Origin of the sequence: Luteimonas salinisoli (assembly GCF_013425525.1) — a bacterium.
Taxonomy (GTDB): Bacteria; Pseudomonadota; Gammaproteobacteria; order Xanthomonadales; family Xanthomonadaceae; genus Luteimonas; species Luteimonas salinisoli.
In genome coordinates, this window is the sequence record NZ_JACCKA010000039.1 from 37,055 (window position 1) to 49,277 (window position 12,223).

The window sequence follows — 12,223 nt, forward strand, 5'->3', positions numbered from 1 at the left end:
TTCAGGCCGCGTCCAGCGCCGAATGGCCGTTGTCGACCGCCAACAGGCGGGCGATCGCCGCGGCGGCGTCGCGGCCTTCCTGGACCGCGGTCACCACGAGGTCGGCGCCGCGCACCACGTCGCCGCCGGCGAACAGCTTCGGATGGCTGGTCTGGTAGGGCAGGCGGCCGGGGCCGCCGACGGCGATGCGGCCGTTGGCCGCCGCCTCCACGCCGTGCCCGGACAGCCATGTCGGCGGTTCCGGCGAGAAACCGAAGGCGATGATCACCACCTCGGCGGCGATCGTCGCTTCGCTGCCCGGCACCGGCTCGGCCCGGCGCCGCCCGCGCGCGTCGGGCTCGCCCAGGCGCGTGGCCACCGCGCGCACGCCGGCGACGTTGCCGTCGCCATCGCTTTCCACCGCCAGCGGCTGACGGTTGAACAGGAACTCCACACCTTCCTCGCGCGCATTGGCCACCTCGCGCGCGGAGCCGGGCATGTTGGCTTCGTCGCGGCGGTACACGCAGCTCACGCCGGCCGCGCCCAGGCGTACCGCCGTGCGCACGCAGTCCATGCCGGTGTCGCCGCCGCCCAGCACGGCGACGCGCTTGCCGTGCAGGTCGGGGATCTGGACCTGGTCCTCCCACCCGGCGATGGGCCGGCCTTCGGGGTCGAGACCGGTGACGATGCGGCCGTTCTGCACCAGGAACGGTAGCGCCGGCAGCACCGCGCGCAGGTCCTGGCCGGGCAGGCCGCCGTCGGTGTACCGGTAGGCGCCGAGGCCGAGGAACACCGCGTCGAACTGTTCCAGCAATTCGTCCAGCGACACGTCGGTGCCGATCTCGGTGCCCAAGCGGAACCGCACGCCCATGCCCTCGAGCACCTCGCGGCGGGTGGCGATCACCGCCTTGTCGAGCTTGAAGCTGGGGATGCCGAACTGCAGCAGGCCGCCGATCTGCTCGTAGCGGTCGAACACCGTGGGTGCGATGCCGCGGCGCGCCAGCCGGTCGGCGCAGGCCAGCCCCGCCGGCCCGGCGCCGATCACCGCGACGCGCTTGCCGCTGGGTACCACCTTGGACAGGTCCGGGCGCCAGCCCTGGGCGAAGGCGGTGTCGACGATGTACTTCTCCACCGCGCCGATGGTGACCGCGCCGAAGCCGTCCTCAAGCGTGCACACGCCCTCGCACAAGCGGTCCTGCGGGCAGACCCGGCCGCACATCTCCGGCAGCGGATTGGTCTCGTGGCACAGCGCGGCGGCCTCGAGGATCCGCCCTTCCTCCACCAGCCGCAGCCAATTGGGAATGTAGTTGTGCACCGGACATCCGGTCTGGCAGTAGGGATTGCCGCAGTCCAGGCAGCGGCCGGCCTGGTGCGCGGCCTCCTCGTGCGCGAACTTGCCGTACAGCTCGCCCCAGTCGCCGCCGGTGCGCAGCGCCAGCGGGATCCGCCGCGGCATCTCGCGCGGCAGGTCGAGGAACTGGAATGCTTGTTTCTTGCTCATGGACGGGAATCGGGAATGGGAAATCGGGAATGGGTGGGCGATCGGGGTCGTGCGGCCCACGCGGGTGGCGGCGATCCGCCTCGCGCGCAGGGGCCTTTGCGATTCCCGATTCCCGATTCCCGTTTTCCGGCTCTCATGCCGCCCTCCGCAGATCTTCCGACAGCGCCTCCAGGCTCGCGGCCTTGGGCTTGACCAGCCAGAACTTGCCGACGTAGTCGCGGAACTCCTCCAGCAGGCAGGCGCTCCAGCGGCTGCCGGTCAGGCGCGCGTGGGTGGCGATCAGGCCGGTGAGGTGCTGGCGATAGTTCTCGAAGCCCTCGGGCGAGACCCGCAGGATGTCGATCAATTCGTGGTTGTAGCGGTCGACGAAGTCGCGGTCCAGGTCCAGCACGTAGGCCAGGCCGCCGGTGAAGCCGGCGCCGAAGTTCAGCCCGGTGCGCCCCAACACCACCGCCACGCCGCCGGTCATGTATTCGCAGCAGTGGTCGCCGGCGCCTTCGATCACCGCCACCGCGCCGGAGTTGCGCACCGCGAAGCGCTCGCCGGCCCGGCCGGCGGCGTACAGCTCCCCGCCCGTGGCGCCGTACAGGCAGGTATTGCCGAGGATCGGCGTGTCCTGCGAGGCGTATCCAGCGGCAGCCGGCGGGCGCAGCACCAGGCAGCCACCGGCCATGCCCTTGCCGACGTAGTCGTTGGCGTCGCCTTCCAGGGTCATGTGCAGGCCGCCGGCGTTGAAGGCGCCGAAGCTTTGCCCGGCGGTTCCGGTCAGGTGCAGGGCGATCGGCGCGGCGGCCATGCCGGTGTTGCCGTGGTGGCGGGCGATGGCGCCGGAGAGGCGCGCGCCGATGGCGCGGTCGGTGTTGCGGATCGGGTAGGCGTGTTCGCCACCGGTGGCCTGCTCGATCGCGTGAGCGAGATCGGCATCCAGGCGCAGCGCCAGGCCGTCGACCGGCGCGCGCAGCGCCACCCCGCAGCCGGCCCCGGCGCCGTAGCTGGCGTAGCCAGGGTAGAGCGCGTCCTGCTCGGCCGCGGCTCTCGCCCTGGCGTTGCGTTCGGCGTCGCCGCTCGCCGGTCGCTCGCCTGGATCTGCCCCGTTCCGGCCAATCGGCGCATCCGGCTCCGGGTCGGGCTCCGGATTGCCGGCCGCCGCGTCCGGCGCGGTGCGCGCCGCGGTTTCTTCAGGGTCGAAGCGCCGCGCGTGGGCGGGATTGCGCTGCAGCAGCCGGGACAGATCGATGCGCACGTGCTCGCGCGGCCTGTCGATGGCCTGCTCCAGCAGTTCGGTGCGGCCGACGATCTCGTCCAGCGAGCGAGCGCCGAGCAGCGCGAGCTGCTCACGCACGTCCTCGGCGACGTTGCGGAAGAAGCACTCCACCCGCTCCGGTAACCCCTTGAAGTGGTTCGCGCGCAGGCGCTCGTCCTGGGTGGCCACGCCGGTGGCGCAGTTGTTGAGGTGGCAGATCCGCAGGTACTTGCAGCCCAGCGCGATCATCGGTGCGGTGCCGAAACCGAAGGTGTCGGCGCCGAGCAGGGCGGCCTTGACCACGTCCAGCCCGGTCTTCAGGCCGCCGTCGGTCTGCAGCAGCACCCGGCCGCGCAGGCCGTTGTACTGCAGCGCCTGGCGCGCCTCCGACAGGCCCAGCTCCCAGGGCACCCCGGCGTAGCGGATCGAGCCGAGCGGGCTGGCGCCGGTGCCGCCGTCGTGGCCGGACACGGTGATCAGGTCGGCACCGGCCTTGACCACCCCGGCGGCGATGGTACCGACGCCGGCGTGCGCGACCAGCTTCACCGAGATCAGCGCGCGCGGATTCACCTGGCGCAGGTCGAAGATCAGCTGCGCCAGATCCTCGATCGAATAGATGTCGTGGTGCGGCGGCGGCGAGATCAGCCCGATGCCGGGCTTGGCGTAGCGCAGCCGCGCGATCAGCGCGTCGACCTTGCTGCCGGGCAACTGCCCGCCCTCGCCGGGTTTCGCGCCCTGCGCGATCTTGATCTGCAGCACCTCGGCGTTGATCAGGTACTCGGGGGTCACGCCGAAGCGGCCGGAAGCGATCTGCTTGATCTTGCTGCGGCGCTCGTCGAAGTAGCGCGCCGGATCCTCGCCGCCTTCGCCGGAGTTGCTGCGCCCGCCCAGCCGGTTCATCGCGATCGCCAGTGCCTCGTGCGCCTCGGGCGACAGCGCGCCCAGGCTCATCGCCGCCGAGTCGAAGCGCTTGACGATCGCCGAGACCGGCTCGACTTGGTCCAGCGGCAGCGGCTGCGCCGCCGCGCGCGGGCGCAGCAGGTCGCGCAGCGAGGCCGGCGCACGGCCGTCGACGAAGCCGGCGTAGGTCTTCCAGTCGTCGCGCTCGCCGGTCAGCACCGCGCGCTGCAGCGACTGCACCACGTCGGGATTGAACTGGTGGTATTCGCCGCCGTGCACGTAGTGCAGCAGGCCGCCGGGCTCGGGCAGGGCGTTGTCGTCCCAGCCGAGCTCGGCCAGATGGCGGGCGTCGGCCTCCAGCCGCGCGAAGCCGGCGCCGCCGATGCGCGAGGGCGTGCCCTCGAAGCACAGTGCCACCACGTCGTCGTCGAGGCCGACGATCTCGAACAGCTGCGCACCGCGGTAGCTGGCGATGCTGGCGATGCCCATCTTCGACAGGATCTTCAGCAGCCCCTTCTTCACCCCGCGGCGGTAGCTGCGGCCGATCTGCGGCGGCTCGTTGCTGGTCTTGCCGCCGAGGATGCCGCGCCGGCCGAGCGCGTGCAGGGTCTGGTAGGCCAGGTACGGGTACACCGCGGTGGCGCCGTAGCCGATCAGGCAGGCGAAGTGGTGCGGGTCGCGCGCGGTGCCGGTCTCGATGATCAGATTGACGTCGCAGCGCAGCCCGGTGCGCACCAGGTGCTGGTGGATCGCGCCGGTGGCCAGCAGCGCGTGCACCGCGGCGGCGCCGCGGCGCGGGCGCCGGTCGCTCAGGATCAGCAGCTCGACGCCCTCGCGCGCGGCGGCCTCGGCCTGCGCGCGCAGCCGCAGCAGCGCGTCCTGCAGGGGCACGCCGGCGTCGAAATACAGATCCAGGTAGCGATAGTGTTCGGCGAAGCGCGGCAGCGCGATCAGCTGGTTGAGCTTGCGCTGCGAGAGTACCGGCGAGTTGAGCAGCACGTGGTCGACGAGCTCCGGGCCGTCCTCGAACAGGTTGCCCTCGCGGCCGATCTGCGTGGCCAGCGTCATCACGCAGTCCTCGCGCAGCGGGTCGATCGGCGGATTGGTGACCTGCGCGAACGCCTGACGAAAATGGTCGTACAGCGGCCGCACGCGCTGGCTCAGCGCCGCCATGGGCACGTCGTCGCCCATCGAGCCGGTGGCCTCCTGCTCGGTCTCGGCCAGTGGCCGCAGCACCGATTCCTGCTCCTCGCGGCTGAGCTGGAACAGCTTCTGGAAGCCGAGCAGGGTGTCCGCGGTGAACGGCGCGTCGGTCAGGGCCGGGTCGATCAGCTCGGTCTGCAGGTAGGTCATGCCCTGCTTGAGCCACTGCTTGTACGGCGCGCGCGCGCGGTTGACCGCGTCGATGGCGTCGTTGTCGAGCAGCGCGCCCTGCTGCAGGTCCACCGCGATCATCTCGCCGGGTCCCAGCTTGCCCTTGGCCAGCACCTGCTCGGCCGGCAGGTCCCAGACGCCGGCCTCCGAGGCGATCAGGAACAGCCCGTCGCGCGAGCGCGTCCAGCGCGCCGGGCGCAGGCCGTTGCGGTCCAGGGTGCAGGCGGCGTAGCGGCCGTCGCACATCACCACGCCGGCGGGGCCGTCCCAGGGCTCGGAGTTGATCGAGTAGTACTCGTAGAACGCGGCCAGGTCGGCGTCCTTGTACTCAAGCGACTGGGTGGCCGGCGGCATCAGGATGCGGATCGCCTGCAGCAGGTCCATGCCGCCGAGCAGCAGCCACTCGAGCATGTTGTCGAGGCTCTGCGAGTCGGAGCCGTGCATGGTCACCGGCGCGGGGAACTCGGAGATGTCCAGCAGCTTCGAGCGCCATACGTTGCGGCGGGTCAGCGCCCAGCGGCGGTTGCCCTCGATGCTGTTGATCTCGCCGTTGTGCGCCAGGCGCCGGAACGGGTGCGCCAGCGCCCAGCGCGGCAGGGTGTTGGTGGAGAAGCGCTGGTGGAACACCACCGCGCTGGCGGCCAGTTCGGCGCGTGCCAGGTCCGGGTACAGCTGCGGCAGATGGTCCGGCAGCACCATGCCCTTGTACCCGAGCAGCTTGGCCGACAGGTTGACGATGTAGAAGTCGGGATGGTCGGGGGCCAGCGCCTGTTCGCAGCGGCGCCGTGCCAGGTACAGCGCGCGCTCGAAGTCGTCGTCGTCCGGGCCATCGCGCTCGATGAAGACCTGCTCGATGCGCGGCATCGCCTCGCGCGCCTGCCGTCCGCAGGCGTCGGGGTCCACCGGCACCTCGCGCCAGCCGACCAGGCGCGCACCGATCCGTACCACTTCCTCTTCCAGCCGCGCGCGGCAGGCTGCGGACTGGTCGCCGTCGTGGGGCAGGAACACCAGGCCCGAGGCGCAGGTCCCGGCGTGCACCGCGATGCCCGCCTCCTCCGCCAGCAGGCGCACGAACGCGCCGGCGCCGCACAGCAGCACGCCGCAGCCGTCGCCGCTCATGCCGTCGGCGTTCACGCCGCCGCGATGGCGCATCCGCGCCAGCGCCTGGAGCGCCGTCTCGACCAGCGCGCGGTCGCCCGCGCCGCCGATCCGGGCGATCATGCCGAAGCCGCAGTTGTCGCGTTCGCTGTCGGGGTCGTACAGGCCCCGATCCGGGAATGCCCGCATCGTGTCTCGCCGTGACGGTGGGTGGAAGCCGCGGGGATCGTGGCGGGGCGCGGCATACCCAGCCCTTCGGCTGTGGCCACCGGCGCCTGCGACGCATCCGCGGACCTTCGAATAGATCACAGTTTGTGCAGTGCGGCAACGGATGACTGCACGGAAAATCCGTTGCAGCGGCAACCGTTCGCCAATGGAAACGCCCGCGCCCCGCGAGGTTGCGCGGGGATCGTCCGCCTGTGCGCAACGGGGAGCCCACTGCCCGCATGCCTGCAGGAGCGGCTTATGGCCGCGAAGGCCGCGGCAGGCTCCGTCTGGGCCGGCGGCGATTCAGGGTGCTGCGTGCCGCGTCGCTCAGCGCAGGATGGCGCCGCTCAGGGCGTCGCGGATGGCGGTGGGGCGTTCCAGGCCGGAGGTCTGGCCTTCCAGCACCATGTCGACGCCATCGCGCAGGCCGGGATCGAGCCCGGACAGCGTGCGCGGCGGCGGCGCGCCGGCGCGGTTGGCGCTGGTGGAGACGATCGCGCCGCCGAACGCCCGGCACAGTGCGGCGACCTGCGGATGCGCGCTCACCCGCAGTGCGATGCCGGCGTGGTTGCCGCGGATCCACCCGGGCGTCCGCACGCGCGCCGGGACGATCCAGGTATGCGGGCCGGGCCAGCTCGCCAGCACCGCGGTGCGGCGCGCTTCGGGCAGCTCCGACCAGTCGGCGTAGGGCGCGAACTGCTCCACCGCGGCCGCGACCAGGATCAGCCCCTTGTCGACCGGGCGCTGCTTGAGCGCGAGCAGGCGCAGGGTGGCGTCCTCGTCCATCGGGTCGCACCCCAGGCCCCAGACCGCCTCGGTGGGGTAGGCGACCACGGCGCCCCTGTGCAGGGCCGCCGCGGTCTCGTCGGTGTCGTTGGTGGCGTGCGCGCTCATCGCTCAAGCTTACGACGGCCGCCCATCGCGGGAGCGACGGCAGTCGCGACGCCCGCACCAGGCGGCGGTGCCGCGACTGCCCTCGCTCCCACGTCGATGAAAGCGAGCGAATCGCGGGCCGCTGCGGTCAGAACGGCGCGTCGTCGGCGCCTGGAGCTTCCGTGGCGCGCGAACGCGGCGCGTCCTTTGCCACGGCCTTCTTCGCGGCGGTCTTCTTCGCAGCCTTGCCGGCGGTCTTCTTCGCCGTCTTCTTCGCGGTTTTCTTCGTGCCCTTTTTCGCGGCCTTCTTCGCCGTCTTTTTCGCGGGCGCAGCCTGGGCGGCGGCCTTCTTCGCCGGCGCGGCCTTCTTCGCCGCCTTCTTGCCGAAGCGCCCGCGCGCAGGCTTGCCGGTCTCTTCCAGCAGCTTCTGCACTTCCTCCAGGGTCAGCGAGGCCGGCTCGCGATCCTTCGGGATCTTGCCGTTGAGCTTGCCGTCGCTGATGTACGGCCCGTAGCGGCCGTTGAGTACCTGGATGTCGCTGCCCTCGAACTCCTTGATGATCCGGTTGCGGGCGATCTCCTCCTTCTCCTCGACCAGGAACACCGCCCGCGCCAGCTCGATGGTGTAGGGATCGTCCTCCTTCTTCAGCGAGGCGTACACGCTGCCGCGCTTGGCGAACGGCCCGAACCGGCCGATGCCGACGCTGACGTCCTCGCCCTTGTCCTGGCCCAGCTGGCGCGGCATCAGGAACAGCTCCAGCGCGTCCTCCAGGGTGATGGTGTGCATGCTCTGGCCGGGGCGCAGCGAGGCGAACTTGGGCTTGTCCTCGGCGTCCTCCGCGGTGCTGCCGATCGCGGCATAGGGCCCGTAGCGTCCGAGGCGCACGCTGACCGGCTTGCCGGTCTTCGGGTCGGTGCCGAGTTCGCGCGCGCCGGTGGCCTCGCTGCGGTCGACCGACTCGGTCTTGTCGTCCACCAGCTCCTTGAACGGCCCCCAGAACTTCTCCATCAGCGGCACCCATTCCTCCTCGCCGCGCGATACCGCGTCCAGCTCGTCCTCGAGCCTGGCGGTGAAGTCGTAGTCGACGTAGCGGGTGAAATGGCTGCTGAGAAAATTGGAGACGGCGCGACCGACGTCGGTGGGCCGGAAGCGGCGACTCTCCAGTTCCACGTACTTGCGAAACTGCAGGGTCTGGATGATCGAGGCGTACGTGGAGGGACGGCCGATGCCGTATTCCTCCAGCGCCTTGACCAGCGAGGCCTCGGAGAAGCGCGGCGGCGGCTCGGTGAAGTGCTGGTTGGCGTTGATGCGCTCGAGCGGCACGCGCTCGCCCGGCTTCATCAGCGGCAGCTTGCGGCCCTCGTCCTCGTCCTCGGCGGCCTTCTGGTCCTTGCCCTCCTCGTACACCGCCAGGAAGCCCGGGAACACCACGGTCGTGCCGCTGGCGCGAAAGCTGTGCTCGCTGCCGGCGGCAAGGTCGACCGAGACGGTGTTGAGGATCGCCGGCACCATCTGGCAGGCGATGGCGCGTTTCCAGATCAGCTCGTAGAGGCGGCGGCCGTCGTCGTCGAGATGACGCGCCACCTGCGAGGGCGTACGCAGTGCCGAGGACGGTCGGATCGCCTCGTGCGCCTCCTGCGCGTTCTTCGACTTGGTCTGGTAGAAGTTCGGCTTGTCCGGCACCGAGCGGGTGCCGAAGTCGCGGGCGATCACGTCGCGGATCTCGGTCAGCGCGTCGGCCGACAGGTTCACCGAGTCGGTACGCATGTAGGTGATCAGACCGACCGTGCCCTCGTCGCCGATCGCCACGCCCTCGTAGAGCTTCTGCGCCACGCGCATGGTGCGGCTGGTGGTGAAGCCGAGCTTGCGTGCGGCTTCCTGCTGCAGGGTGGAGGTGGTGAACGGCGGCGCCGGGCGCCGCTTCCGCTCCTTGCTGACCACGTCGGTGACGTGCAGGACGCCATTGGCGGCGGCGACGATGCGCGCGCGCGCGTCCTCGGCGGTCTCGCCGTCGGTGATGGTGAACTGCTCGAATTTCTTGCCGTCGAACTTGTTGAGCTTGGCGGTGAAGCCCTGCGAGGGATGCGCGCAGTCGGCCTCGATGCTCCAGTACTCGCGGGCGACGAAGGCTTCGATCTCCTCCTCGCGCTCGACGATCATCCGCAGCGCCGGCGACTGCACCCGCCCGGCCGACAGCCCGCGCTGCACCTTGCGCCACAGCACCGGCGAGAGGTTGAAGCCGACCAGGTAGTCGAGGGCGCGGCGCGCCTGCTGCGCGTCGACCAGCGCCCCGGCGATCTGCCGTGGATTGGCCATCGCCTCCTTGATGGCGCGCGGGGTGATCTCGGTGAACACCACCCGGTGCAGGTCCTTGTCCTTGAGCAGGCCGCGTTCCTTGAGGATCTCGACGATATGCCAGCTGATCGCCTCGCCCTCGCGGTCCGGGTCGGTCGCCAGGTAGATGCCTTCCGCCCCCTTGGCGGCCTTGGCGATGGCCTCGACGTGCCGCTGGTTCTTTTCGATCAGGTCGTAGCGCATGCGGAAACCGTGCGCGGGGTCGACGGCGCCCTCTTTCGGCACCAGGTCGCGGACATGGCCATAGGAGGCCAGGACCTGGAAGTCCTTGCCGAGATATTTGTTGATCGTCTTGGCCTTGGCGGGCGACTCGACGATGAGGAGGTTCTTGGCCATCTAGGGGTTTCCGGGCGCCGGTGGCGGCGCCTTGCGAGAGGGGCGTTGCAGACGCGGACGCCCGGGGACCGGCCCCGGGCGTTCAGGTTTTCACCTTATTACAGGAATCATGCCAAGCCGTGCGCTGTCAAGCGAACGGCCGGCGCGAGCGGCGCATTGTCGCCGGTTTGCGGTCAGGTGGCGAAACGCAGCGCGACGGCGGTCACGGCCAGCACGGCGGCAACGATCGCGGCCGCCAGGATCCGGCGCCGCGATACGGGGCCCGGCGCGGCGGCCGGGCCGGGCGTCCGGGCGCCCGAAGCCTGAAGCGGGTCGGACTCCCCGACCAAGGTCGGGTCGGAGCGGGAAGCCGCGGCAGTGGTGGCGGGGCCAGACTCGGGGGCGCACTCCGCGTCGCAGCCGTGCGGTACGTGCGCGCGCGCCAAGGGTGCCGGCTCAGCGGCGCCAACCGATGCCGGGGCATGGCCGGGAGGGGCAGGGGGCGGCGGAACCAGCCGGATACGGCTGCCGGGCCCGATCTGGAAGGTCGCGGTGCAGTCGCGCAGCGGCCTCGCCTCGCCCGGATCCCCGCGCCAGACCGGTGTCTCCGGGCGGATGTGCCCGAACTGGAACAGTCGCACCAGGGCCGCGGCGGGGTACGGACCGAAATGGTTGCCCTGGGGATCGGCGTAGTGCCACGGCGCCGGGTCCCGGTCGCGTCCTTGCGTGTCGTACATGCGGTCCATCGTTGGTGGAAAGGCGGGAAGCGCCCTGTCGCGTCGTCCCCGTAGAGCGGAGCTTGCTCCGCTGCTCCCGGCTCCGGCGCCCGCGTAGCGGAGCAAGCTCCGCTCTACGACGGGGGCGGTGGTCCACGCGTGGGCGGTGGTTCAGTGGACGGGTTCGGGCTCGTCGGCGAACATCTGGGTCTCCATCCAGGCGTAGGCGGCCTCGCTGCCGGGCTGGTTGAACAGCACCATCAGCACCACCCATTTCAGGTCGTCCAGGTCCAGCTCCTCCTGGTCCAGCGCCATGGCGCGGTCCAGCACCAGCTCGCGCTGGGCGGCGTCGAGCACGCCATGCTGCTCGAGGAACATCAGGAAGCCGCGGCCGTCGTTGTCCAGCTTGTCCAGCTCGGGTCCGGCATAGACCCGGATCGGCCCGTCCGTGCGTGTCGCCGCCTGGCCCGGCCGCTGCTCGGCCAAACCGTCGAGCCAGTCGAAGGCCTTGCTGATCTCGGCGGGGCTGAACCCGGCCTGCAGCAGGCCGGTCTGGAGCGAGTCGCGGTCGCGGAGCAAGTCCGCTTCGTCGGTGAAGTAGTGTTCGAACAGGTAGAGCAGGACGTCCAGAATGCTCTCTTTCATTGCCCCCGGCCTGCGCCCTCGGGCGCTTGTTTCAGGATTTGCGGGAATATCGGCCGTGTTCGGCCACGATCCAGCCCTCAAGCTCCATGACCAGCAGCATGGAGGACAGCCGCGCGATCGTCAATCCGGTACGTTCGACCAGCGGATCCATACCGGTTGGGTCATGGCCGAGGGCCTGCCACAAGCGGTAGTAGTCGGGATCGTCGGCGTCCGGAGCGGCGCGGGGCGACCGCGCAGGCGCCCCGGACACGGAACTGGGGGCGTCCAGGCGGCGGCGCAAGGCCTGGCCCAGCTCGGCGGCCAGCGGCGCCAGGGCGGCGATCACTTCGTCGGCGCGCTCGACCAGGGCGGCGCCGTCGCGGATCAGCCGGTGGCAGCCGCGCGCCACCGGGTTGTGGATCGAGCCCGGCACCGCGAACACCTCGCGCCCGGCCTCGGCGGCCTGGCGGGCGGTGATCAGCGCGCCGGAGCGTTGCGCCGCCTCCACCACCAGCGTGCCCAGCGACAGCCCGGCGATGATGCGGTTGCGGCTGGGGAAGTGCTCGCGCAGCGCCCCGGTGCCGGGCGGGTGCTCGCTGACGACGGCGCCGGCCTCGGCGATCCGCGCGTGCAGCGCCGCGTTGGTGCGCGGATAGGGCCGGTCGATGCCGCTGCCGAGCACCGCGACCGTGGGGCCGCCGGCCGCGAGTGCGGCCAGGTGCGCCGCGGTGTCGATGCCCAGCGCCAGCCCGCTGGTCACGCCCAGGCCCGATGCCGCCAGCGCGTGGGCGAACGCGCGCGCGTTGTCGCGGCCGCCGGCGCTGGGCGAACGGCTGCCCACCACGGCCACCGCCGGATGCCACAGCAGCATCGGGTCGCCGGCCACGAACAGGGCAAGGGGCGGGGACGGGGCGGCCCGCAGCAGGGGCGGGTAGTCCGGGTCGTGCCAGCCCAGCAGGTGGTGGCCGGGCCGTGCCAGCCAGTCGCGGCTGCGCGCATCGGCGTCCGTGCCGCCGTCCAGGGCGCGGACCTGCGCC

At 71.3% G+C, this 12,223-nt stretch carries 6 protein-coding genes and 2 pseudogenes; all 8 read right to left on the reverse strand.

The annotated features are described in order from the left end of the window. Position 1: 1 nt before the first annotated feature. Complete coding sequence (locus H0E84_RS05470; protein ID WP_180677626.1) at positions 2–1,480, reverse strand: FAD-dependent oxidoreductase; 1,479 nt, start codon at positions 1,478–1,480, stop codon at positions 2–4. A 133-nt stretch (positions 1,481–1,613) separates the two neighbouring features. Then, a pseudogene (locus H0E84_RS20795) lies at positions 1,614–2,480 on the reverse strand (GltB/FmdC/FwdC-like GXGXG domain-containing protein); the annotation flags it as partial. A gap of 162 nt (positions 2,481–2,642) precedes the next feature. Continuing rightward, positions 2,643–6,284: pseudogene (gene gltB / locus H0E84_RS05475) on the reverse strand (glutamate synthase large subunit); the annotation flags it as partial. Positions 6,285–6,629: 345 nt separating this feature from the next. Then, positions 6,630–7,196 carry an L-threonylcarbamoyladenylate synthase type 1 TsaC gene (tsaC, locus tag H0E84_RS05480; RefSeq protein ID WP_180677628.1) on the reverse strand — a complete coding sequence of 189 codons (567 nt, stop codon included), beginning with the start codon at positions 7,194–7,196 and terminating at the stop codon, positions 6,630–6,632. 127 nt (positions 7,197–7,323) lie between these two features. Beyond that, positions 7,324–9,867 carry a DNA topoisomerase I gene (locus H0E84_RS05485; RefSeq protein ID WP_180677629.1) on the reverse strand — a complete coding sequence of 848 codons (2,544 nt, stop codon included), beginning with the start codon at positions 9,865–9,867 and terminating at the stop codon, positions 7,324–7,326. Positions 9,868–10,040: 173 nt separating this feature from the next. Beyond that, positions 10,041–10,592 (reverse strand): DUF4339 domain-containing protein, encoded by a 552-nt coding sequence (locus H0E84_RS05490; RefSeq protein WP_180677630.1) that lies wholly within the window; start codon positions 10,590–10,592, stop codon positions 10,041–10,043. A 141-nt stretch (positions 10,593–10,733) separates the two neighbouring features. Then, positions 10,734–11,207 carry a DUF494 family protein gene (locus tag H0E84_RS05495; RefSeq protein WP_180677631.1) on the reverse strand — a complete coding sequence of 158 codons (474 nt, stop codon included), beginning with the start codon at positions 11,205–11,207 and terminating at the stop codon, positions 10,734–10,736. A gap of 31 nt (positions 11,208–11,238) precedes the next feature. Next, positions 11,239–12,223 (reverse strand): DNA-processing protein DprA (gene dprA, locus H0E84_RS05500; RefSeq protein WP_180677632.1); only part of this gene is annotated, 985 nt, incomplete at its 5' end.

Coding starts and splice junctions, on each gene's coding strand:
- H0E84_RS05470 (WP_180677626.1), bottom strand. CDS start 1,480: ATGAGCAAGAAACAAGCATTCCAGTTCCTCGACCTGCCGCGCGAGATG.
- H0E84_RS05490 (WP_180677630.1), bottom strand. CDS start 10,592: ATGGACCGCATGTACGACACGCAAGGACGCGACCGGGACCCGGCGCCG.
- H0E84_RS05495 (WP_180677631.1), bottom strand. CDS start 11,207: ATGAAAGAGAGCATTCTGGACGTCCTGCTCTACCTGTTCGAACACTAC.
- tsaC (WP_180677628.1), bottom strand. CDS start 7,196: ATGAGCGCGCACGCCACCAACGACACCGACGAGACCGCGGCGGCCCTG.
- H0E84_RS05485 (WP_180677629.1), bottom strand. CDS start 9,867: ATGGCCAAGAACCTCCTCATCGTCGAGTCGCCCGCCAAGGCCAAGACG.